The sequence below is a fragment of the Alicyclobacillus fastidiosus genome, assembly GCF_026651875.1.
Classification (GTDB): Bacteria; Bacillota; Bacilli; order Alicyclobacillales; family Alicyclobacillaceae; genus Alicyclobacillus; species Alicyclobacillus fastidiosus.
In genome coordinates this window covers 5,315,913-5,337,341 of the sequence record NZ_CP104067.1, presented here as the reverse complement: position 1 = coordinate 5,337,341, position 21,429 = coordinate 5,315,913, and the positions used below count along the sequence as shown (strand labels likewise).

General features: G+C 55.5%; 17 protein-coding genes, 19 tRNA genes and 1 rRNA gene. 13 read left to right on the top strand and 24 right to left on the bottom strand.

Annotated elements, in window-relative coordinates:
- Positions 1 to 105: 105 nt before the first annotated feature.
- Positions 106 to 1,272: an aminotransferase class I/II-fold pyridoxal phosphate-dependent enzyme gene (locus NZD89_RS25990; RefSeq protein WP_268005536.1), complete on the bottom strand. Its 1,167-nt coding sequence runs from the start codon at positions 1,270 to 1,272 to the stop codon at positions 106 to 108.
- Positions 1,273 to 1,392: 120 nt separating this feature from the next.
- Between NZD89_RS25990 and purN the strand changes: the two genes are divergently transcribed.
- The 3 genes from purN to NZD89_RS25975 all read left to right on the top strand — a co-directional run bounded on the left by purN (position 1,393) and on the right by NZD89_RS25975 (position 4,060).
- Positions 1,393 to 2,016, top strand: a complete 624-nt coding sequence (gene purN / locus NZD89_RS25985; RefSeq protein ID WP_268005535.1) for a phosphoribosylglycinamide formyltransferase — start codon at positions 1,393 to 1,395, stop codon at positions 2,014 to 2,016.
- A gap of 193 nt (positions 2,017 to 2,209) precedes the next feature.
- Positions 2,210 to 2,908 carry a phosphoadenylyl-sulfate reductase gene (locus NZD89_RS25980; RefSeq protein WP_268005534.1) on the top strand — a complete coding sequence of 233 codons (699 nt, stop codon included), beginning with the start codon at positions 2,210 to 2,212 and terminating at the stop codon, positions 2,906 to 2,908.
- A 165-nt stretch (positions 2,909 to 3,073) separates the two neighbouring features.
- The gene (locus NZD89_RS25975; protein ID WP_268005533.1) at positions 3,074 to 4,060 is read left to right on the top strand and encodes an NAD(P)H-quinone oxidoreductase; all 987 of its coding nucleotides are present in this window, start codon (positions 3,074 to 3,076) and stop codon (positions 4,058 to 4,060) included.
- 2 nt (positions 4,061 to 4,062) lie between these two features.
- Here NZD89_RS25975 and NZD89_RS25970 read toward each other — a convergent pair whose 3' ends face one another.
- On the bottom strand, positions 4,063 to 5,781 hold the full coding sequence (locus NZD89_RS25970; RefSeq protein ID WP_268005532.1) for an ATP-binding cassette domain-containing protein: 1,719 nt from the start codon (positions 5,779 to 5,781) through the stop codon (positions 4,063 to 4,065).
- Entirely contained in the window at positions 5,765 to 6,604 is an 840-nt protein-coding gene (locus NZD89_RS25965) for an energy-coupling factor ABC transporter ATP-binding protein (RefSeq protein WP_268005531.1), read from the bottom strand. Before NZD89_RS25965 ends, NZD89_RS25970 begins: the two co-directional genes overlap by 17 nt.
- Before the next feature lie 98 nt (positions 6,605 to 6,702).
- On the opposite strand from NZD89_RS25965, the gene NZD89_RS25960 reads away from it, so the two are divergent.
- Positions 6,703 to 7,305 (top strand): biotin transporter BioY, encoded by a 603-nt coding sequence (locus NZD89_RS25960; RefSeq protein WP_268005530.1) that lies wholly within the window; start codon positions 6,703 to 6,705, stop codon positions 7,303 to 7,305.
- A gap of 126 nt (positions 7,306 to 7,431) precedes the next feature.
- On the opposite strand, the gene NZD89_RS25955 is transcribed toward NZD89_RS25960, so the two are convergent.
- Positions 7,432 to 8,424, bottom strand: a complete 993-nt coding sequence (locus tag NZD89_RS25955) for an ABC transporter substrate-binding protein (protein WP_268005529.1) — start codon at positions 8,422 to 8,424, stop codon at positions 7,432 to 7,434.
- Positions 8,425 to 8,706: 282 nt separating this feature from the next.
- Positions 8,707 to 9,621 (bottom strand): LysR family transcriptional regulator, encoded by a 915-nt coding sequence (locus NZD89_RS25950; protein WP_268005528.1) that lies wholly within the window; start codon positions 9,619 to 9,621, stop codon positions 8,707 to 8,709.
- Positions 9,622 to 9,865: 244 nt separating this feature from the next.
- Between NZD89_RS25950 and NZD89_RS25945 the strand changes: the two genes are divergently transcribed.
- The 8 genes from NZD89_RS25945 (at position 9,866) to NZD89_RS29915 (ending at position 17,467) form a co-directional block, all read left to right on the top strand.
- The gene (locus NZD89_RS25945) at positions 9,866 to 10,591 is read left to right on the top strand and encodes a class II aldolase/adducin family protein (protein ID WP_268005527.1); all 726 of its coding nucleotides are present in this window, start codon (positions 9,866 to 9,868) and stop codon (positions 10,589 to 10,591) included.
- Positions 10,592 to 10,615: 24 nt separating this feature from the next.
- A complete protein-coding gene (locus NZD89_RS25940) occupies positions 10,616 to 11,872 on the top strand; it encodes a Rieske 2Fe-2S domain-containing protein (RefSeq protein ID WP_268005526.1) in 1,257 nt (418 codons plus the stop codon).
- A 248-nt stretch (positions 11,873 to 12,120) separates the two neighbouring features.
- Positions 12,121 to 13,302 carry a Gfo/Idh/MocA family oxidoreductase gene (locus NZD89_RS25935; protein WP_268005525.1) on the top strand — a complete coding sequence of 394 codons (1,182 nt, stop codon included), beginning with the start codon at positions 12,121 to 12,123 and terminating at the stop codon, positions 13,300 to 13,302.
- Positions 13,303 to 13,361: 59 nt separating this feature from the next.
- On the top strand, positions 13,362 to 14,627 hold the full coding sequence (locus NZD89_RS25930; protein ID WP_268005524.1) for an MFS transporter: 1,266 nt from the start codon (positions 13,362 to 13,364) through the stop codon (positions 14,625 to 14,627).
- Between the two features lie 197 nt (positions 14,628 to 14,824).
- Positions 14,825 to 15,784 (top strand): LacI family DNA-binding transcriptional regulator, encoded by a 960-nt coding sequence (locus NZD89_RS25925; RefSeq protein WP_268005523.1) that lies wholly within the window; start codon positions 14,825 to 14,827, stop codon positions 15,782 to 15,784.
- A gap of 88 nt (positions 15,785 to 15,872) precedes the next feature.
- Positions 15,873 to 17,177, top strand: a complete 1,305-nt coding sequence (locus tag NZD89_RS25920; RefSeq protein ID WP_268005522.1) for a Gfo/Idh/MocA family protein — start codon at positions 15,873 to 15,875, stop codon at positions 17,175 to 17,177.
- A gap of 67 nt (positions 17,178 to 17,244) precedes the next feature.
- Positions 17,245 to 17,382: a hypothetical protein gene (locus tag NZD89_RS25915; RefSeq protein WP_268005521.1), complete on the top strand. Its 138-nt coding sequence runs from the start codon at positions 17,245 to 17,247 to the stop codon at positions 17,380 to 17,382.
- The gene (locus tag NZD89_RS29915) at positions 17,333 to 17,467 is read left to right on the top strand and encodes a glucuronate isomerase (protein ID WP_369125227.1); all 135 of its coding nucleotides are present in this window, start codon (positions 17,333 to 17,335) and stop codon (positions 17,465 to 17,467) included. Before NZD89_RS25915 ends, NZD89_RS29915 begins: the two co-directional genes overlap by 50 nt.
- 75 nt (positions 17,468 to 17,542) lie before the next feature.
- On the opposite strand, the gene NZD89_RS25910 is transcribed toward NZD89_RS29915, so the two are convergent.
- From NZD89_RS25910 to NZD89_RS25820, 19 genes are all read right to left on the bottom strand, one after another.
- Positions 17,543 to 17,619: transfer RNA gene (locus tag NZD89_RS25910), tRNA-Ile, on the bottom strand.
- Between the two features lie 6 nt (positions 17,620 to 17,625).
- A tRNA-Asp gene (locus NZD89_RS25905) sits at positions 17,626 to 17,702 on the bottom strand.
- 3 nt (positions 17,703 to 17,705) lie between these two features.
- A tRNA-Ser gene (locus NZD89_RS25900) sits at positions 17,706 to 17,799 on the bottom strand.
- Between the two features lie 5 nt (positions 17,800 to 17,804).
- Positions 17,805 to 17,879 (bottom strand) — tRNA-Glu (locus tag NZD89_RS25895).
- Between the two features lie 42 nt (positions 17,880 to 17,921).
- Positions 17,922 to 17,996 (bottom strand) — tRNA-Val (locus tag NZD89_RS25890).
- Positions 17,997 to 18,004: 8 nt separating this feature from the next.
- Positions 18,005 to 18,078: transfer RNA gene (locus NZD89_RS25885), tRNA-Gly, on the bottom strand.
- Between the two features lie 34 nt (positions 18,079 to 18,112).
- Positions 18,113 to 18,187 (bottom strand) — tRNA-Gly (locus NZD89_RS25880).
- A gap of 72 nt (positions 18,188 to 18,259) precedes the next feature.
- A tRNA-Glu gene (locus NZD89_RS25875) sits at positions 18,260 to 18,334 on the bottom strand.
- A gap of 5 nt (positions 18,335 to 18,339) precedes the next feature.
- A tRNA-Thr gene (locus NZD89_RS25870) sits at positions 18,340 to 18,415 on the bottom strand.
- Positions 18,416 to 18,420: 5 nt separating this feature from the next.
- A tRNA-Asn gene (locus NZD89_RS25865) sits at positions 18,421 to 18,495 on the bottom strand.
- A 3-nt stretch (positions 18,496 to 18,498) separates the two neighbouring features.
- Positions 18,499 to 18,574, bottom strand: a tRNA-Ala gene (locus NZD89_RS25860).
- A gap of 3 nt (positions 18,575 to 18,577) precedes the next feature.
- A tRNA-Leu gene (locus NZD89_RS25855) sits at positions 18,578 to 18,660 on the bottom strand.
- 29 nt (positions 18,661 to 18,689) lie between these two features.
- Positions 18,690 to 18,766 (bottom strand) — tRNA-Pro (locus NZD89_RS25850).
- Between the two features lie 6 nt (positions 18,767 to 18,772).
- Positions 18,773 to 18,849: transfer RNA gene (locus NZD89_RS25845), tRNA-Arg, on the bottom strand.
- A gap of 2 nt (positions 18,850 to 18,851) precedes the next feature.
- A tRNA-Gln gene (locus NZD89_RS25840) sits at positions 18,852 to 18,926 on the bottom strand.
- 11 nt (positions 18,927 to 18,937) lie between these two features.
- A tRNA-Trp gene (locus NZD89_RS25835) sits at positions 18,938 to 19,013 on the bottom strand.
- A 32-nt stretch (positions 19,014 to 19,045) separates the two neighbouring features.
- Positions 19,046 to 19,121 (bottom strand) — tRNA-Thr (locus tag NZD89_RS25830).
- A gap of 1 nt (position 19,122) precedes the next feature.
- Positions 19,123 to 19,197, bottom strand: a tRNA-Thr gene (locus NZD89_RS25825).
- Positions 19,198 to 19,211: 14 nt separating this feature from the next.
- Positions 19,212 to 19,287: transfer RNA gene (locus NZD89_RS25820), tRNA-Lys, on the bottom strand.
- Positions 19,288 to 19,859: 572 nt separating this feature from the next.
- Between NZD89_RS25820 and NZD89_RS25815 the strand changes: the two genes are divergently transcribed.
- A 16S ribosomal RNA gene (locus tag NZD89_RS25815) occupies positions 19,860 to 21,390 on the top strand.
- Positions 21,391 to 21,429 lie beyond the last annotated feature (39 nt).

Genomic DNA, 21,429 nt, shown 5'->3' with positions numbered 1-21,429 from the left:
CGTTCGCCGCTGCACGTATTTGCTCGCAATCTGACCGCACAACACAAAGACTCCCTGGGTGCTCTGCACGATACCCTCCTGGTTGCTCGTGATCCGGAAGAGCGATCAATTGCCGTAAGTCGACAGGAATTTTCCAATTCGATCCGCGGCCTCCACAAGTGTGTCCCGTACATGGACGATGGCCATCCGCACGTGCCCTTCGCCACGTGGTCCAAAGGCGGCGCCTGGCGTCACGGCGACACCGGCGTGACGAATGAGATCCAAAGCGAACTGATAGGATTTCGCTCCGCTCGGCGTGGACGCCCAGACGAACATGGTCGCCGCCGGTTTGCGAACCTGCCATCCGTATTGAACCAGCGACTCGCACAGCGCGTCGCGCCGCAACGTATACTCGGCTCGCTGGGACAGAAGACCGTCCCACTCTGTCGTCAGAGCCGCGATGGCGGCACGTTGAATAGGCAGGAAGATCCCATAGTCGATATGTGACTTGAGCTTTCGCAAGTGGCCGATGACGGTTGAATTGCCGACGACGTAGCCGATCCGGCATCCTGCCATGTTGAACGTCTTCGAGAGCGAGTTGAATTCCACAGCCACCTCAGATGCGCCCGGCAAGGAGAGAATACTAACCGCTCTCTGGTCGTCGTAAATCATCTCCGAGTACGCAAAGTCGTGGACGATAAAGATGTCGTATTCGCGCGCGACGTGGATGACGCGCTCAAACATCTCCCTCGTCGCGACACCGGCGGTCGGGTTGCTCGGATAGTTGAGGATCATCAGCTTTGCGCGCTCTAGTATTTCTTTTGGGATGAGATCAAAGTTCGGGTGCAGTGTCGTTTCATCAATTGGTATCGGGTAGGGAATGCCACCGCTGAGGCGAACGCCCCCTTCGTAGATGGGATACCCAGGGTCTGGCAGGAGTACGGTGTCTCCCGGATTGATCAGGGCCAGAGCAAGGTGTGCTAATCCGTCCTGGGAGCCCATCAATTGTAGAACGTCGCTCTCTGGGTTGAGCGTGACGTTGTAACGGCGATAGAACAGGGCGACGGCTTGCTGGAACTCAGGGAGGCCAGTGATGGTGTATCCGTATGCGGCGGGATTTTGAACCCCCTCCTGTAAGGCCTTGACCACGTGTCGCGGCGGAGGGAGGTCTGGACTGCCGACACTGAGGTCGATGACCTCCCGACCCTCAGCCAAGAGTCTTCGCTTTTCCAAGGCCAGTTCCTGAAAGACGCCTTCGTCCAGCTGGCTCAGTCGTTGTGATGGATGAATCATGTTCAGCACTCCCCGTGGTATAGTGATAGCAGAAGTTGGCCGTTCGTCGTTCTCTATTTCGTGGAGATGTCTTTCTGCGAGTAGCTTGATCATACACGCAAATACAGGGGTGTAGATATCGTGACACTGAGTCTTGGCTTTCTTGCGTCATACAATGGATCCAGTATGAGGGCCATTGTCCAAGCGATTGAATCCGGTCGCCTCGACGCAGAGGCAGCTGTTGTAATCAGTAATAATCCTGACGCAGGTGCGCTCGCCGCCGCCGAACAGGCGGGGATTCCGGCGTACTGCCTCAACGCCAAGCGGTGCGGGAGCGCCGATGTGCTCGATGACGAAATTGCCAGAGTTCTCATCGAACACAAGGTGGACTACGTCATTCTCTCCGGCTACATGAAACACGTCGGAAAACGCACACTCGAAGCGTTCCCTGACCGGATTTTAAACGTTCATCCCAGTTTGTTGCCGGCCTTCGGAGGTCCTGGAATGTACGGATTGCGGGTGCACGCTGCCGTCCTTCAGGCAGGAGTCGAGGAGACGGGGGCGACCATCCACTTCGTCGACGAGGTGTATGATCACGGCCGAATTCTCGCCCAAGTTCGCGTCCCCGTCCTCCCCGGCGACACGCCAGAATCGCTTCGTACTCGCGTCGGCGCCGAAGAAGGCGAACTGTACGTCAGCGTGATTCAGCAACTCATTGAGGAACAAAAACGGCCAGGAGAGCTCCCACGCCCATCTCAAGTGTAACGGCGTGTGACGATTTTTCAACTTCCATGTGTAGAGGCCTTGAACAGGCTGCACAGTCTCGAGAGGCGCGGAATACCTATGATCCGAACGGCAGACACCGAGTTCGATGGTGCCCATCCTTCCGAATGCCGAATCCGCGGCTTTTTTGTGTGCACAGCCGCCGATATTCCATCGAGATCGAGGTGCTATGGGTTTGAGTAGCTTAGTGCTGGACGAACAGACGATTCAAATACTTGCGAAGAAGCATGAGACGTCAACACCTGGGGATATCTTGAAGGCTGCGCTCTCGCGGGTGCCAGACATGACGTTCGCGTGCAGCTTTGGTGCCGAAGACATGGTGATCCTCGACATGCTGATGAGTATGAACGCACAGGTGAACGTGTTCTACTTGGACACGCACGTGCTGTTTAAAGAGACGTACGAACTCATCGAGGCCGTGAAGCAGAGATATCATCTATTCCATTTTACGCAAGTCGAACCAGCCTTGACGATAGCTGAACAGGCGCGCAAGTATGGGGAAGAGCTCTGGCGGCGCGATCCAAATCGATGTTGTCACCTCCGCAAAGTTGAACCCCTAACGAAGCACCTGCAGCAATACGATGGTTGGATCACCGGCATTCGCCGCGACCAAGCTCCAACTCGTGCAAAGGCTCAGGCATTTGAAGCTGACAGGAAATTTCACCTCGTCAAGGTGAATCCATTGATTCTGTGGACAGAAGAAGACGTCTGGCACTACATTCACCGTCACGACGTCCCCTACAATTCCCTTCACAACCAAGGATATCCAAGTATTGGGTGTTTTCACTGTACTCGCCCTGTGGCTCCAGGTGGCGATCTTCGCAGTGGAAGATGGACTGGTTTTGCCAAGACCGAGTGCGGATTACATCGATAAGTTTGCAATCGGGCGACTGGGACAGCCGTTCCAAGCAGAGCAACACATCGGGAGGTGGCTTCATCTGTCCAACAGGACGGGAGGCCTCCTTGTTTGTTGTGAGGAAAAAGATGTTAAACTAAAATGGATACAGAAGTCGTTTGGCACGGCGAGGAGGATACTTGGATGAAGGCTGTGTTGTTCAGTGACTTCGGGGGCCCCGAAGTCCTGCATATTGGAGAGGCGGAAGTACCTTCTCCGGGACCCGGGGAAGTACTCGTTCGGGTGCGTGCCACTGCACTCAACCGAGCGGATCTGCTTCAGCGGCGGGGGCTTTACCCAGCGCCACAGGGAGCAAGTGACATCCTTGGCCTGGAAATGGCCGGGGAGGTCGCACAGGTAGGCGATGGGGTCGCGGCTGTAGCGGTGGGCGACAGGGTCTGTGCGCTGCTCCCAGGCGGCGGTTACGCGCAGTATGTGTGTGTACCCGCGGGGATGCTGATGAGGCTGCCGCCTCGGCTCACGTTTGCGCAAGGTGCGGCTATCCCAGAAGCCTTTCTTACCGCTTACTTAAATCTGTTTTCACTCGGCAACCTGGCGCCTGGCGAGACGGTACTCGTGCACGCAGGGGCGAGTGGTGTAGGCACGTCGGCCATCCAGTTGATTCGATTGGCAGGGGCGAGATCGATTGTGACGGCCGGGTCGTCCGTCAAGTTGGAGCGGTGCATGTCGCTCGGGGCTGAGGCTGGATGGAACTATCACGAGGGCTCGTTCGTGTCCTTTGTCGAGGAACAGACGGGCGGCGACGGTGTCAACATGATTCTGGATTTTGTCGGTGCGCCTTATTTCGAGGACAATATTTCATCGCTCGCCGTCGATGGCAGACTGATTATCATCGGGACGATGGGCGGGGCAGAGGTCCAAAGCGTCAACCTCGGCACGCTGCTTGCACGGCGTCTGCAGGTGATTGGCACCGCGTTGCGATCCCGCTCGGTCGCCACAAAAATTGAGCTCACGCAGGCGTTTCAAACGTTTGCTGGGAACGCACTGGCGAACGGCGAAATCGCACCCGTCATCGATTCGGTATTCGACTGGAAAGATGTTCAGGACGCGCATCGATACATGGAGTCAAACAAGAATGTCGGCAAAATTGTGTTGAACATCGGCGAGTGATGCTATCGGAAACACGCGATACAGAGTGCCGCACATAAACCGCCGATAGCAAACAACCAATCGACCTTGCGCGTGGTTCGCACAAAGAGCGGGTCAGTTGGAACTGGGTCGTCGAACAGATTTCGCGCCGTCAGCGCGTCGTGCGTTGTCTCGCCGTAGCGAATCAGGCGGATGACGAGCGGCGCAATGACGTGGGTGAGGCGCAGGAACGCGAACCGTTGTCGACGGTTCGCCAGGGTCCGTACCCGATACGACCGAAGTTGTACCTGATAGAGGTGGGCGATGGCGGGGATGAATCGGTAGACCATGCCGCCCGTCAACGCCCCCAGATGGCGAGCGCGCGTAGGTAGTCGCAGAGTGCGCAATAGCCAATCGATCATCCCTTGCACCTCCAACGCCGACGTGCCAGTCACCAGTAGTTGCCCGGACTGCAGAAAGCACCAGTACGGAATGATGGCGATAACCGACCTTCGCGCCTCGGACAGCGACAGGCCATAACTCCCCGCCGGATGAAATGGCGCGCCGAGATGGGCGGCGCCAATCAGTGTGGTGACGAGCGCAAACAATCCCCACGTGACACTCCACTGTAAGACGCGCCGCGCGTTTGCCCGAAACAAGACGAGCAGCGCCACGGTGGTACCCAGGCCAACCAGAATGCCTGTCGTACGGTGTACCGTAGCCATTGCGAGAATGATGAGGGTGACTGCAATCCAGCGGGATCGTGGATCTACAGTGAACCATTCGCGGGTGGCCACGTGCTCCTCTAAGTGCTGTTGGACGTCTCTAGACGCGTTGGTATGAGGTTCCTGAGCGGGCGTGAGCGCACCTTGCTCCTCGAAATCTACATCGAGGGCCAAGGCCTCGCGGGCGCCACGTCCCACTGCGCCGTCCCGGTATATCTCGTCGATCAGAGCCCATGGTTCCAGTTCACGCGTCTTGTGGAGTACGCCGGCAGCCTGGAGTCGGGTTTGTAGCCGCAGGGATGGAGGAAGGCCCAAGTGGTGTTCCAGAAACAGGGATGGGCGCTCGTAGAGTTCCGTGAATCGACCATCGTACACCACTTGGCCCGCGTCCAATACCCACGCGCGTGTGGCGAGCGACACAAACGCATCCGCGTCGTGGGTCGCCACAATCACTGTGCGCCCCTCGTCGTGCAAGCTGCGCAACGCTTCGACAAGGAGGCTGCGGCTCGTCGCGTCCAGTCCGGCGGTAGGCTCGTCCAAAACCATCACTTGGGGATGTTCTGCGAGTACGAGCGCAAACGCCATGCGTCGCTGCATCCCCGTGCTCCAAGTGGCGGGGATGTCATCCAGACCAATGCCCTCCAGCCCCACCTGGCCCAAAAGTGAAGAAATTTCAGAGGCGCGCTGCTTGACCTGCAGGGATGAAATGCCCCAGGTGACTGCGAATTCCTCTGCTACAGTACCCGCGAACAGCCCCATCTCCGGAGACTGGAACAGGTATCCGATGCGACCTTGGCGCACTGCTGGCCTTGTGTAAGTCGCGCCCCCATCCGTTTGTAGCTCGTGCGCAAACGTCCCGGTCACCGCTCCTCGCGACGGCGCCTCAAGCCCCACTAACACGTCCAGCAACGTCGATTTGCCAGCGCCGTTGTGGCCCAGAATGACGAGGAAATCGCCATCTTCGACTGTGTTGTAGAGCGGGTGTAGTCGGGCTCCCGTCGGCCCGTCGACCGCGATGTGATCAAGGTACAGGGACATGGGACAACTCCTCCACAAATTGTTCTTCGGTCAGGGGGTTGAGCGATGTGCCCCACTTCTGGTTGGCGGTGATGGCCGCCTCGACCAGATAGGGTGGGTGAAAGCCCAGTGAACTGCACGGCGAAGTCTGACCGGCGCCATCGTAGAAGAAATCGCGCGGGACTGCGTCGAGCCGAACTTCGCCGCGGTCGAGCACGACCACCCTGTCCGCCGACAATACGTCTTCCATGTCGTGCGTGATCATAAGCACCGTCATACCGTGCGTGACGGTCAGGTCGCGCAGTTGGTGGCGAAGCGAGGTGCGCGTGGCGGGATCGAGGGAGGAGAGCGCCTCGTCGAGCACCAGGACGCGGGCGTCTGACGCCAAGGCTTGAGCCACGCACAGGCGCTGCAACTCCCCGCCGGAGAGTGCATGGACGTCTGCGTGAATCGGCGCCAGCAACCCGACGCGAAGGGCGCAGTCCTGAACGAATTGCTCCAGTTGCGATCGCGTCAGAGCCGGATTGCTCTGGAGTGCGGTGATGGCCAGTTCTTCGAAGATGGTTTGACCGATGAGTTGCGCGCTGGGTGGTTGAAAGACCATCTGAATTTGCCTCTGCCCTGCACGGTGTACCGGGCGGCCGTTCAATGAGATCGTCCCCTTCGCAACGGGACAGAGCCCCAGTAGCGTCCGGGCGAACGTCGTCTTACCTGCGCCGTTATGGCCGCAGATGGCCACGAGTTCGTGTGAAGAGAACGTGAGGGAGATCTGATTGAGCACGGGACGAGGTGTACCCACGCGGATCACGCTGATATCATCCACGACTAACCTCGGACCGTTCAAAATGATTCCCTCTCTTTCAGCATGTGTGATAAAGTACGTATTGTTAACCTAATATAGATTTTAAGTTAACGGATACTTCTTCGTAAAGGAGAATCGACATGCGCTTTCGTGGACTTGTATTTTCTGCATTATTTGCCGCGCTGTTTGCGGTGCTAAGCCTAGTTTCTATCCCGATTGGGCCAATTCCCATCACCATCGAGAATCTCGTCATCATGTTGACGGGGGCGCTTCTCGGACCTTGGTACGGAGCGCTAACGTTTCTCATCGTCATCGGTTTAGATCTGCTGGGCCTCCCCCTGATTCGTGGCAACGCGGGCATTGGGCTCCTCGTCGGCGCTACAGCTGGCTACATCTGGTCGTGGCCGATCTTAGCGTGGCTCACAGGTTACTTTGTCGGCAAGATCCGGCCCCGGACCCGCAGCGAGTACTGGCTCCTGCTCATCGTCCTCTTCATCTGCGGTGACTTGATCTCGTACGTTCCGGGCGTCCTGTGGCTGCGCCACGTGGTGCCGGCCGTTCGTCCGTGGGGCAAAGCGATGATGGCGGGGGCCATTCCATTTCTGCCTGGGGACTTCGCGAAAGCGCTGGTGGCGAGTGCCATCGTCCTCATCGTACGCCGTGTCTACCCACAGGAACGAATCATTCGAGGGCAACAGTTCGTCTCGCAATCGCTTGAGCAGGGTGCAGGCCGCGGAGATTGAGCGGGGCGGCAGTGAGGAATACATCGAGCCGAAAGACGACTGGTCCCGTCGGTACCAGTCGTCTTTCGGCTCGTCAGCAGGATGGGGATTTCGCAGCCACCAGCGCGTGGCATCGTCAGACCTGTCTTAAATAGTAAATCTTTCTAATGTCGACTTGACGAACAAGTCTTCTAACCGGGGTCGAGTTTTGATGAGTCCTTGCTCATAGGAGTATCGAACGGCGGCTTCCAACGTCTTCTGGTTGCGTTCGATGCCGTATGGCCAGAAGTCATCCCCCATTGCGAGCTTTGTGCGCTCGATTTCCGCCGTGAGCCACGGCAGCGTCACTTTTAGCGCCGCTGTCTGGTTGAACCCGTCGTACACCACTTGCTTTGCCTTCTCGAACGCCACGTACAAGTTCATCGCAACCCAAGGATTTGCCTCTAAAACATCGTCTCGGATTGCAATCACGTGCATGATGGGAAATATACCGGTCTTTTGAAAGTAAGCCTTCTCATCTTCTTCGTAGTTTGGAAACAACCGGGCGACGTTCGGCGAACCTTGTAGAAACGAAGACGGCGCGCGCGGTGCAATCAGCGCGTCGATCTCACCGGACTCCAGCATCTCATTGAGCGTTTGCGTCGGACCGATCGGTTGAATGTGGATTTCCGGCGGAAGCTGTAAGGCGACCTTTTCTAGACGGCCGGGCGTTTCCTCGCCACCTGTAAACCATTGGATGGACGATGGTGCGACCCCGTATTCGTCCTGGAGGATTCCCCGGATCCACAAACATGCCGTGAGTTGGTATTCCGGTACCCCGACGCGCCTCCCGCGCAGGTCCTCCGGTTTTTCAATCCCTGCGCTGGTGTTGACAAAGATGCCGGAGTGACGGAACGAGCGCGACATGAAAACCGGAATGGCGGTGACGTGAGGATAGCCTCTATCCCGGCCAATGAGGTACGAGGACAGCGACAGTTCGGCGACGTCAAATTCCTGATGGCGCATCATCCGCCAAAATGTCTCCTCGACGGGCATGTTTAGATAATTGAGGTCGATCCCCTCGGGTTGCACGCTTCCATCCACGAGTGCACCAATTCGGTCGTAGTTCCAACAAGCGAAGGACAGTGGCAATTTGGACATATGATGACCTCCGTTCAAGTACGGGCTTGTGCTTCCAGCGTTTCATCCCTGTGGATCCCCCGGCCACTCCCAGTAACGCCATTTCGGTGGGCGTCGAAAACGCCTCTGGTTCGGCGGGAAGGGGCAGGCGAGTGATGGTATGCGCTTTCACCATAACTCGAAATCGCGGATTCCGAAATGTCCCTATTTCACATACAGGAACAAAATCTACGGCTTTTCTTGACGCGCACCCGCTGTATCGAGCGCGACAAGACAGCCTTTAAAACGCGAACGCAGTGCAGACTACTCTCTGAAATGGGTGGTTAGCAGATGGATAAACTGATCTACGGTGGGACGGACCTGTCTTTTCGGCTTGGTGATTATCCAGAAGGTCAAATGGGGATTAGACTTAAGCGGCAGCTCAATCTCCGCGAATTCCGCTTGGGACAGTTGCGTTTGAATGCAGCTGCGAGGCAGAAACGCCACACCGCTGCCCTCTGCCACCATCGCCTTGATCGATTCAATATCATCCAACCGCACGCACACGCGGTACTGTGCGTCCGTCAGTTGCAGCGAATCTAAGATGTACTTGGTTTCACGCCAATTCGTGGAGTCTTCCAGCGAACTCACGAGCGGCGCAGCTTCGAGTACCTGAAGGAGAGGCAATGCAGTCCAAGGCGCGCGCGCCGAGCTGACGAGGCACCATTCATCGCTGTGTAGAAAGCGAATATGCAACTTCGAGTGCTTGAACTGGTGGTCATCCGAGCTGACCACCCCGATATCGACCACTTCGTCGAGAACCAGCTCACAGATTCGCAGCGTGTCGGCATACTGAATGGATACCTCCGACCTCGGATGGTCAGCGATGAACTTCGACAGGAGTTTTGGCAGCAAGTAGCGACCGAATGGGCGATTGGTCGCGATGGAAACGTGTCCGACCTGACCGGAGTTCAACTCTTTCACAGTGGCCCGCAAGCCGTGCTCCAGGGCCATGATCTTCTTGGCTGAGTCGTAGACCTGCGCTCCGGCTTCGGTCAGTTGAAGTTCTTTGCCCGTGCGCTCGAGCAGTATGGTCGACAACGATTGTTCTAGAGATTTGATCTGCGAGCTGACCGCAGGCTGGGTCATCATCAGAACTTGCGCCGCCTTACTGAAGCTCCGGCATTCGACCACCGTACAAAACAGGTGCAGGTGATGTAAGTTGAGTGGAGTGTCCACGCTTAGTTGCCCCTCGCGCATCAGGATGTGGGAGAGTCTCTGCAGTGACGAGACGCGTTCAATTCCGCGCCGTAGCAGGGTAGCGCCCGCGCCTACTTCCGGCAGGGTCTCTCACTTTCGTTTAGTATAAACAATTCATTATATCAACGAAACGAAATATAAATTTGATTGCCATCCATCCGGCCCGTATCCTAAACGTATGTAAACGCATTCTTGACTTCAGGACCTGAGGAGGGGATTCAGGATGTCCGATGAGATGGCTAATCGCAAGTTGAGCCTCGTCAAGGCGATACGCATGATGGAACGCGTAGATCTACTGGACATGAACGGGCATATCAGCTGTCGGCTAGCAGAGGGCGATAGTAGGTTTCTGATTAACGCGCGCGCGGCGAGCAGGGCCACGCTTACGACTTCCGACGTGGTGGTTTGCAACGCCGACGGCACGCCGGAGCCGGGAGGACCGGAACCGCCGAGCGAGGTGTACATCCATACGGAAATCTATCGACAGCGCCCTGACGTTTATGCAATTGTCCACAATCATCCGCATTGGCAAACCGTGCTCGGTATTGCTGATCTACCCCTCAAGCCGGTGTTCTCCATTGGGTCATTCTCTCAATTCGTCCCGTACTATGAGCGTTCGAGCCTCGTGAACGAGAGGGAAATGGGCGAGGAGTTGGCGCGCGCGCTCGCGGGTCATCGGGCGATTCAAATTCGCCACCACGGAAGTGTGGTCGTCGGCGGCAGCGTTGAGGAGGTGTTTGCAACTGCGGTCTTTATGGAAGAAAACGCAAAAAAACAGTACCAGACTTACCTGGTGAATCGGAACCATCACGTGCTCGAGGGAGAAAACTTAAAGCGGACACAAGAGACGAATTGGTCGCCGAAAATTGTCAGAAAAGTGTGGACATATCACGAGGAAAAATCGCTGATCTCCGGCCACCTCAATGGGCTGCAAGCACATGAACGATAGAAGAGAGGTTGTGGTGCGCAGATGATGACGACTGGGCAGAACGAGACGCTTACACGTGTTGGGCCGGGCACTCCGATGGGAGAATTGCTGCGGCGTTACTGGTTTCCCGTCGCGGCGGAAGTGGAACTGGAGCGAAAATGGACCAAGCGAGTTCGGCTGTTAGGAGAAGATCTGGTGCTGTATCGGGACCGCTCCGGAAACCTCGGCCTGATTGCTGAAAAGTGTCCGCATCGAGGGGTTTCGCTCGTCTATGGCATCCCAGAGGACGAGGGAATTCGGTGCCCCTATCACGGGTGGTGTTTCAATCATACTGGGCAATGTACGGATCAGCCGAACGAGCCGCAGCAAAGTACGTTTAAGCAGCGCATCCGGATGTCGGGATACCCAGTCCAGAAGCTCGGTGGACTGATTTTTGCCTACCTCGGGCCCGAACCTGCCCCTTTACTCCCACGCTATGACGCCTTTGTCGCAGAAAACGCGATTCGCGTGGTGGGCCAGGCTGTATTGCCGGTTAACTTTCTCCAGATCATGGAGAACTCGCTGGACCCAGAGCACACGGAGTGGCTGCACGGCCACTACCACGAGTTCATCCACAATGAGCTCGGTGACGAGGTCCAGGTTGCGTTTTCGCGACATCACGTAAAAACGGCATTCGACGTCTTCGAATACGGGATTATCAAGCGCCGCCTCCTCGAGGGGCAAAGCGAGGACTCAGACGACTGGAGAATCGGGCATCCTGTCGTGTTCCCGTATATTCTCGCGGTTGGCAGCGGCGGCCTGGGCACTTACGCATTTCAGATGAGAGTCCCGATAGACGACACGCATACCTGGCACGTTTGGTACAACGCGTATATCCCCGGAGAAGGGGTGGAGATTCCGGAATCGCTGCAGAAATTGTGCTTGTATGAAGTGCCTTGGCGCCATCCAGATGGGGAGTTTATTACAGACTACATCGACGGCCAGGACATTATGACGTGGGTGACGCAAGGAGCGATTGCCGACCGAAGCGACGAACACCTTGGGACGACAGACAAAGGGATCATTCTGTTGCGGAAATTGTACGCGGAGCAGATCAACAAAGTCCGCCAAGGTATCGATCCCCTCGGCGTCATCCGAGATCCGGCCAAGAATACCATCATCAACCTGCCCTTGGAGAGGAAGAAACATCACTTCAGCGAGGGATTTGAAAGTGTGACGATGCGCTTCCAGACCAGACACTGCCCAGTGGCAAAGGATTTAATCGACCTCTTTGCGAATCCAGGTGTGCTGAATGGCCAGTAACACTGCGGCGATGGAGCCCCAATTGGACGATTCTCGCCGATGCCCTGGATGTGGAGAACCTTTGGGCAGAGTGACTAGTCTCATCGTCGCCTACTGGCGCGACTGCGAATCTGTATATTTTTGTTACTGTGCGAATTGTGGTTGGGAAGGTGAGATCGTAGAACACGTTCACCACATTGCCTACGAGTTAAGTGAGGCATGACGGTTTCATACGCGAGTTGAATTTTGATGAGACGGGGGTAACGTGTGTGACGCAGCCGATTCGTATGGGCATCGCTGGGCTTGGCACCGCCACCAGACAGATGCTTCCCGCTTTCCTCGCCAACGCGAACATTCTGGTAAGCGCCGCTGCGACCAGAAGCGAGGAAAAGCGCAACGCGTTTCAACAGGATTATGGAGTGCCGGTGTTTGCAGACGCAGAACAGTTGTGCCGATTTGACGGAATCGACGCGGTCTATATCGCCACTCCGACAGAACTTCATACGCAGCAAATCCACCTTGCACTGGACTCTGGAAAGCATGTACTGGTCGAAAAGCCGATGGCAGTGACACTGGAAGAAGCTCGGGGAATCGTCGAGAAGGCACAGCAAAGCGGACTAGCGGTAATCGTCGGCCACTCTCACAGTTTTGATCCGCCTATCCAGGCCATCAAAGACGTTCTCGACAGCGGGCGGCTCGGCCCTGTTAGAATGATTCACAATTGGAACTACAACGATTGGCTGTATCGCCCTAGAACGAAGGAGGAATTGGATACTACGCAAGGCGGCGGGGTCACGTTTCGTCAGGGCTCTCACCAATTTGATATCATCCGATATCTGGGTGGGGGAGTGGTCCGCAGTGTGCGTGCGATGACGGGCCGTTGGGACCCAGCCAGGCCGACAGAAGGCAGTCACGTCGCGTATCTCGAGTTTGAAAACGGGTTGGCGGCCACCGCCGTCTACAACGGGTACGACCACTTTCACACCTCGGAACTGACTTGGGATATCGGCGAGTGGGGGGGCCAAGCGAGGCGTGCGGATGACAGCCACTACGGGATGAGCCGCAAACGGGTCAAGGGGATTAGTGAAACGGAGGAGATGTCCCTCAAACAAAAGAGGAGTCAATACCAAAATCCGGCCTCCGATCACGGCCCCATCCACAGCCCATTTTTTGGATTGACTGTCGTCAGCTGCGACCACGGAGATATTCGGCAGAGCCCGAATGGGTTGTTGATTTATTCCGACGAGGAGGTCGAGGAGATCACCTTAAATCGGGTTCCCACGGCACATGACCTTGTCGTACGGGAATTTGTCGAGGCAGTGCGCAAAAGAGACGACGCGAGTACACATGACGCCGAATGGGGCCTTGCAAATTTAGAGGTTTGTCTGGCTGTATTAGAATCGGCCGAACGCCGAGAGGAAGTTCTGCTCAAGCATCAGGTGCCTTGGTAAAAGGCGCCCTACTGGAATCCTTGTAAGCGTTTTCCGTCAATCGAAAAGGGGTGTACGTTATGGGGAGTTCCCCGCAGGTCGAGTCTTCCATCACCTTGACCAAGAAGATCGGAAGAACGCGATGGCTATACATTCTGCCCGTATTGACAAGTTTGTGGGCCGTCGGGTCCATTGAAAAGACGAATGTCGGCATCATCAGTGCGTACAAACCTTTTCTCTCGGATATGGGTCTATCCAATGCACCAGGGAAAATCGGATTACTGACCACTCTGTTTCTCGTCACTTACGGCATCGGGATGGTCGTTTGGGGATTTGTCATCGATCGCTGGGGACCTCGGAAGACCGCCATCACCGCAGTGTCCATCTGGATAGTCGCGACGTTGCTCGCGGGTGCGTCGACCGATCCGGTCACCTTGTACATCTCGAGGCTGCTGTTAGGGCTCGGTGAGGGCGCGTTATGGCCGATTTGTACAAAAATGACGTCAAATTGGTTCCGCAGAGATGAAGAGAGCCGCGCGACTTCGATATGGGTCAACGGAATGAATGTGGGCATCGCGTTCGGCGGCATCATCATTACCTCGATCATCGGCAGTATTGGGTGGCACTCGGTGTTCTTCATCCTCGCAGCGGTCGCCCTCATACCGCTCGGGCTCATCATCTCACTCGTCCGCGACCACCCGGCCGATTCTGCATTCATCGATGAGCCGGAGCGGATATTTATCGACCAAGGGAAAGCGCTTGGCACGCCCAAGTCCACAGGTGGGCTTCGCAACTATCGTTTGTGGCTGTTGCTGGTCGCCAACGTCGCCACCGGGATGGGGTTTTGGGGAGTGAATTCGTGGGTCCCCAAATATCTCGTGGACGTGCGCCATCTGTCTATGTCTGGCATGGGGATATTCACGTTGGTGGCTTGGCTCCTCTGTGCCGTGGTACTGATGATTTTTGGCGCATGGGCGGATAAGGTGAACAGAAGGGCGCCGTTCGCCGTGTGCGGGTACATCGTTTACGCGGTTGTGCTGTGGGGATGTACCGCGGTGTCTAGCACCTTGTTGGCGATGTTGCTACTCGCCGTTGCCATTTGGACGCTCCAAACGACGACCTTGATGGTCTTCTCTCTTGTCCATGGCGTTTCCAAACAGTCCAACGTCGGCAGTCAAACGGGTGTGATGTCCGGGTTGAGCAACATCGTTGCGGCCTTTGCCCCGTTTATCATGGGTGTGATCATCGGCGCAAACAGCGATTACACCGGCGCGTTTGTGTTTCTTAGTGCAGCGGGGGTGATTGGGGCCATTATGGTCGCCATCCTCATCCCACAACGATTTTGAACAGTGATGGCGTTCTAGATTTTCACAATCTGACGCGGCGGGCTACTCAACAGGTGCCGGCCGCGTTTTGTCGCGCGTCGGTAGATCACAAACAGTTTAGAAAATAACAACGTTGTTATTGTCGTGGCAAACGTCCAGTGCTACAATCCAAATCAATCGCGTTTCACCATCTGAATGACGGATTCTCGGGTGAACATATGGTAACTATCAGGGACATCGCAAAAGCGGCCGGCGTCAGCAACAGCACCGTGTCCAAGGCGTTAAAAAATAGCCCGCTGGTCAAAGCGTCGACAAAGCAGAAAATACTTGATATCGCAAACCGGCTTCATTATCGACGGAATATTCATGCATCCCAACTCGTCTCTGGGAAGAGCGGCCTAATCGGTCTGGTCTTGTCGAACTTCGGGAATCCGTTGTTTTCAAACCTGGCCGTGCGTATGAACCAGGAGTTGAAGCAACGCGGATATGAGATGATTCTGTCCCTATCCGAGCACGGCATCCAACTGTTTGAGCAGTTGAGAGTGGAAGGAGTGCTCTATTGGGGAGATCTCAACCGCGGAAGTGAGATACCCGAACAACTGCTCGCGGTTGAAATTCCAGTACTGCAAATCGGAAATGACGCACTCTCTAACTTCCCGTCAGTATTGATTGATCGGGGGTTAGCAATCAAAAGCGCGATCGACTACCTGTTGGAATGTGGGCATCGCCAAATTGGGTTGATTGGCGACAGTCAGGCGGTGAAACTGAACAGCTTTAAGTCCTATATGCGAGTGTGCGGGTTTGACGTCCCCGACGAATATGTGCTCGCATCGAACGAAACGTGGTTAGACGGGTACTATGCCGTTAAGAACTATGTGTTCACTCGCTCGTCTCCAACTGCGTTTATCGGTTCGAACAATCTAGTTACGAAGGGCGCCCTACGCGCTCTACTAGAACGTGGACTACAGGTGCCGGAGGAAATCTCACTGATTGGCTACGACGATTTACCGGATATGGAACAGGCGGAAGTACCCATCACGACGGTCGGTCCATCGCTTGAGCAATTGGCCGTCGAATCGGTCGACATGATGCTGAGCATCGTCGATGGCGAGTCGGTCGAGCCAGCCACGTATATTCTACCTAGGATGGCTGTGCGGAAATCGGTTCGATCACGGTAAACAAGTCGCCCTCGCCACAAATAATAACGTTGTTATTCTGGCGAGTGATTGCATACATAACTTGATAGAACGCGAAGGAGGAGACGGCATGACGGTAAAGTACTGCATCGTTGGGACTGGTTCCAGGGGCATCGGCATGTTTGCAAAGGATTTGGTGAGTGAATACGCAGATGTTGCACAACTCGTAGCGCTATGTGACGCCAACCTTGGGAGACTAGAATACGCCCGAGCCGTTTTAGGTCAGCATATTCCGATATTTACGGATTTCGACCAGATGATGAACGCAATTGAGTGTGACACGGTCATCGTGACGACGAAGGACGCGACGCATCACGAATTTATCCTAAAAGCGCTACAGTATGGTAGAGATGTCATTACGGAAAAGCCCATGACCATCGACGATGAAAAAGTACGTGCAATTCTGCAGGCCGAACGGGAGACAGGCAAGCGAGTCCGCGTCAGTTTTAACTACCGATATGCACCCTATAAAACCAAGGTGAAGGAACTGCTGATGCAAGGCATTGTCGGACAGGTACATTCTGTGGAATTTCGCTGGTACCTGGATACGGTGCATGGGGCGGATTACTTCAGGCGTTGGCATCGACAGAAGCGGAACTCTGGCGGATTACTGGTGCACAAGGCCACGCACCACTTCGATTTGATCAACTGGTGGTTGGGTGAGGAACCCATCGATGTATTCGCGGTCGGATCGCGCCAGTTCTACCGCTCAGAGCGAAAACCTGGGCACAGCGAGCGTTGTAGGACGTGTGAATTAGGGCATAGCTGTGAGTTTTATCTCGATGTATCCGAGGGCGAGTATCGTTCGTTGTATTTAGACCATGAGGCGCACGACGGCTATTATCGAGATCAGTGCGTCTTCTCGGACGATACGGACATCGAAGACACCATGTCCGTATTGGCGCGCTATCCAAATGATATTCAACTCACGTATGCGCTGACGGCGGCGACGCCATTTGAGGGCTGGCAAGTGGCATTCAACGGCTCCAAGGGGCGACTCGAGGCATTTGAACCAGAATATTTTATATCGGAGGAGGATCAATCGGACTTCTCTTTGCGACGAGACGAAAAGGTCCGTACGCCAGTCGATTGGAGATTTGCGAAACCTTGGCAGAAGGAGAGCCTAACATCGCATGAGATTCGCTTCTACCCGCTGTTCGGCGGTGTGCAGACGTTTGAAGTACCGCTGGGGCAGGGCGGGCACGGTGGTGGGGATAGGTTGCTCAAAGACCATTTGTTTCGCGATGCTACAACAGATCCGCTCGGTCACCAAGCGGGATCTCGAGCCGGAGCGATGTCCGTCCTACTAGGAGTCGCAGCCAATCGCTCGATTGCAGAGCGGCGAATGGTATCGATTTCCGAGCTGCTCGATTGAACTAGGTCGTGGCGGTACTAGCGACTCCACGATCGCGTTGCTCAACGCACTGGAGGCCCACAATGCCTTGGCAGCATGGGACTCCTTAGCATCTGTCGGGATGCTGTACGGCTGGCGCCGGTTCGTATCCGATAAGCGCCACGGCCTTCCGGCAGATGCTTTGCAACTTGCTTGGCGAATGGGTGGGAACGGCAGAAGCGCCTGACGAACGGGAACTGTTAGGGCGTATTGTGCACCAAATTTGTTATGACAATGCTAGGGAATCCTTTGCATGTAAGGGGATCACTTGACGCAATTGGGCGAAATCGAGCTACGACAAAAAAGAGACCGATTCGCATCGAGGCAAATCGGTCTCTTTATTTCTTTGGTGGGCCCAGGTGGACTCGAACCACCGACCTCACGATTATCAGTCGTGCGCTCTAGCCAGCTGAGCTATGGGCCCACATATTGGCGGAACTGACGGGATTCGAACCCGCGGTCTCCTGCGTGACAGGCAGGCATGTTAGGCCTCTACACCACAGTTCCATGTGGCGGAGTGAGAGGGATTCGAACCCTCGATACGTTTTTAAGACGTATACTCGCTTAGCAGGCGAGCGCCTTCGACCTACTCGGCCATCACTCCATAGATGGTGACCCTAAGGGGATTCGAATCCCTATTACCGCCGTGAGAGGGCGGCGTCCTAACCATTAGACGATAGGGCCTGACGCGTTAAGCGGTCAAAAGCTCGACGCGCCGTACGCAGATGGTGCGACTGACAGGAATTGAACCTGTGACCCCCACCGTGTCAAGGTGGTGCTCTCCCCCTGAGCTACAGTCGCAAGTGCATTGGAGCGGGTGAAGGGAATCGAACCCTCGCTCTCAGCTTGGGAAGCTGACGTTCTACCATTAAACTACACCCGCACATTTTCGAAGGACCATTCGATCCTCCGAAACATGGAGCGGAAGACGGGATTCGAACCCGCGACCCTCGCCTTGGCAAGGCGATGCTCTACCCCTGAGCCACTTCCGCAAGAGATACGATAAATATCGTACATGCTAGCCTACTACTCTGTCAAGAGGGAAGTTCTTTCCTTCTCAACAATGGTGACCCCAGCGGGATTCGAACCCGCGTTACCGCCGTGAAAGGGCGGTGTCTTAACCGCTTGACCATGGGGCCATGACTGGAGCTCCCAACCAGGCTTGAACTGGTGACCTCATCCTTACCATGGATGCGCTCTGCCAACTGAGCTATGGGAGCAAAATTGGCTCCCCGAGTAGGATTCGAACCTACGACCCTCCGATTAACAGTCGGATGCTCTACCGCTGAGCTATCGAGGAATGTGGTGGAGGTAGACGGATTCGAACCGACGACCCCCTGCTTGCAAGGCAGGTGCTCTCCCAGCTGAGCTATACCCCCACATGGTCCCGGAGGCCGGACTCGAACCGGCACGGTTTCCCGCACGATTTTGAGTCGTGTGCGTCTGCCAATTCCGCCACTCCGGGAGGGTGATGCATGCAATTTTGAATTGCACTGGTCGGAGCAGCGGGATTCGAACCCACGACCTCCTGCTCCCAAGGCAGGCGCGCTACCAAGCTGCGCTATGCTCCGTCAAACTGGCGTGCCCTGAGAGATTCGAACTCCCGACCTTTTGATTCGTAGTCAAACGCTCTATCCAGCTGAGCTAAGGGCACACTGGCTGGGGAAGAAGGATTCGAACCTTCGCGTGACGGTACCAAAAACCGTTGCCTTACCGCTTGGCTATTCCCCAACTTCAAAACATGGCAGGGGCGGCAGGACTTGAACCCACGACATGCGGTTTTGGAGACCGCCGTTCTACCAGCTGAACTACGCCCCTATGTTTGTGATTTACGATATGTAAATCACTGATGGAGCCAGCGACAGGAATCGAACCTGCGACCTACTGATTACAAGTCAGTTGCTCTACCTGCTGAGCTACGCTGGCATGGAGCCACCTGTCGGATTTGAACCGACGACCTGCTCATTACGAGTGAGCCGCTCTACCCCTGAGCCAAGGTGGCATATAGCATATAAATGGTGAGCCATGCTGGACTCGAACCAGCGACACCCTGATTAAAAGTCAGGTGCTCTACCAACTGAGCTAATGGCTCATGTGATTTGCCCGCTTGAATTAGGCAGTAGCCAATTTAACACGGGCACAGACTCAAGTCAAGCAGTATATTTCAAAAAACGTGTGTAACCGACGAATTTCTCCGTTTGCCAAGGAGGTGTTGATATTTTGCTTCATATATACACGCGTATTCGCTGCCCGATGCACATCTGCGGTTTGTTTTTACCGTCGCATGGATCCTCCTTGCGGTTTGATGTTTCGTTGCTCGGGATGACCAATCAATCGTGAATCTCTTACGTCTCATGTAAATCTGGTGATTGACGAATAGAATGATTGCATGATAGTATACTCCCTGTCGCTTCGGCGGCACTGCTGAACAAACAGGATATACCAAGTCGCTGGTTGATTGGCTCACAGCTTCGAACCGTAACGTTCGACCGAGTTGAAGCAAAATGTTCCAGTAGACAGCGAAGATAGATTCGTGGTATATTGTCTGAGCTGCTTCGGCGGCACTGATTGATTTGGTTCCTTGAAAACTAAACACACACGCCTAAAAGTTTCGGTCGAGACGACAGTCGTCGTCGAGACATTTATGAAGTAACGCCAGTAACATTTTTTGAGAGTTTGATCCTGGCTCAGGACGAACGCTGGCGGCGTGCCTAATACATGCAAGTCGAGCGAACCCTTCGGGGTTAGCGGCGGACGGGTGAGTAACACGTGGGCAATCTGCCTGTCAGACTGGAATAACACTCGGAAACGGGTGCTAATGCCGGATGACACACGGGGAGGCATCTTCCTGTGTTGAAAGGTGCAACTGCATCGCTGATAGAGGAGCCCGCGGCGCATTAGCTAGTTGGTGAGGTAACGGCCCACCAAGGCGACGATGCGTAGCCGACCTGAGAGGGTGACCGGCCACACTGGGACTGAGACACGGCCCAGACTCCTACGGGAGGCAGCAGTAGGGAATCTTCCGCAATGGGCGCAAGCCTGACGGAGCAACGCCGCGTGAGCGAAGAAGGCCTTCGGGTTGTAAAGCTCTGTTGCTCGGGGAGAGCGACAAGGAGAGTGGAAAGCTCCTTGTGAGACGGTACCGAGTGAGGAAGCCCCGGCTAACTACGTGCCAGCAGCCGCGGTAATACGTAGGGGGCAAGCGTTGTCCGGAATCACTGGGCGTAAAGCGTGCGTAGGCGGTTGTGTAAGTCTGAAGTGAAAGTCCAAGGCTCAACCTTGGGATTGCTTTGGAAACTGCATAACTTGAGTGCTGGAGAGGCAAGGGGAATTCCACGTGTAGCGGTGAAATGCGTAGATATGTGGAGGAATACCAGTGGCGAAGGCGCCTTGCTGGACAGTGACTGACGCTGAGGCACGAAAGCGTGGGGAGCAAACAGGATTAGATACCCTGGTAGTCCACGCCGTAAACGATGAGTGCTAGGTGTTGGGGGGACACACCCCAGTGCCGAAGGAAACCCAATAAGCACTCCGCCTGGGGAGTACGGTCGCAAGACTGAAACTCAAAGGAATTGACGGGGGCCCGCACAAGCAGTGGAGCATGTGGTTTAATTCGAAGCAACGCGAAGAACCTTACCAGGGCTTGACATCCCTCTGACCGGGCTAGAGATAGTCCTTCCCTTCGGGGCAGAGGAGACAGGTGGTGCATGGTTGTCGTCAGCTCGTGTCGTGAGATGTTGGGTTAAGTCCCGCAACGAGCGCAACCCTTGACCTGTGTTACCAGCACGTAGTGGTGGGGACTCACAGGTGACTGCCGGCGTAAGTCGGAGGAAGGCGGGGATGACGTCAAATCATCATGCCCTTTATGTCCTGGGCTACACACGTGCTACAATGGGCGGTACAACGGGAAGCGAAGCCGCGAGGTGGAGCGAAACCTAAAAAGCCGTTCGTAGTTCGGATTGCAGGCTGCAACTCGCCTGCATGAAGCCGGAATTGCTAGTAATCGCGGATCAGCATGCCGCGGTGAATCCGTTCCCGGGCCTTGTACACACCGCCCGTCACACCACGAGAGTCGGCAACACCCGAAGTCGGTGAGGTAACCTTAGGGAGCCAGCCGCCGAAGGTGGGGTTGATGATTGGGGTGAAGTCGTAACAAGGTAGCCGTATCGGAAGGTGCGGCTGGATCACCTCCTTTCTACGGAGAAACAAGGCTTTTAGGACGTGGGTGTTTAGT

Coding starts and splice junctions, on each gene's coding strand:
- NZD89_RS25955 (WP_268005529.1), bottom strand. CDS start 8,424: ATGTCCAAATTGCCACTGTCCTTCGCTTGTTGGAACTACGACCGAATT.
- NZD89_RS25940 (WP_268005526.1), top strand. CDS start 10,616: ATGACGACTGGGCAGAACGAGACGCTTACACGTGTTGGGCCGGGCACT.
- NZD89_RS29915 (WP_369125227.1), top strand. CDS start 17,333: ATGCTTTGCAACTTGCTTGGCGAATGGGTGGGAACGGCAGAAGCGCCT.
- NZD89_RS25975 (WP_268005533.1), top strand. CDS start 3,074: ATGAAGGCTGTGTTGTTCAGTGACTTCGGGGGCCCCGAAGTCCTGCAT.
- NZD89_RS25990 (WP_268005536.1), bottom strand. CDS start 1,272: ATGATTCATCCATCACAACGACTGAGCCAGCTGGACGAAGGCGTCTTT.
- NZD89_RS25960 (WP_268005530.1), top strand. CDS start 6,703: ATGCGCTTTCGTGGACTTGTATTTTCTGCATTATTTGCCGCGCTGTTT.
- NZD89_RS25930 (WP_268005524.1), top strand. CDS start 13,362: ATGGGGAGTTCCCCGCAGGTCGAGTCTTCCATCACCTTGACCAAGAAG.
- NZD89_RS25945 (WP_268005527.1), top strand. CDS start 9,866: ATGTCCGATGAGATGGCTAATCGCAAGTTGAGCCTCGTCAAGGCGATA.
- NZD89_RS25925 (WP_268005523.1), top strand. CDS start 14,825: ATGGTAACTATCAGGGACATCGCAAAAGCGGCCGGCGTCAGCAACAGC.
- NZD89_RS25920 (WP_268005522.1), top strand. CDS start 15,873: ATGACGGTAAAGTACTGCATCGTTGGGACTGGTTCCAGGGGCATCGGC.
- NZD89_RS25970 (WP_268005532.1), bottom strand. CDS start 5,781: ATGTCCCTGTACCTTGATCACATCGCGGTCGACGGGCCGACGGGAGCC.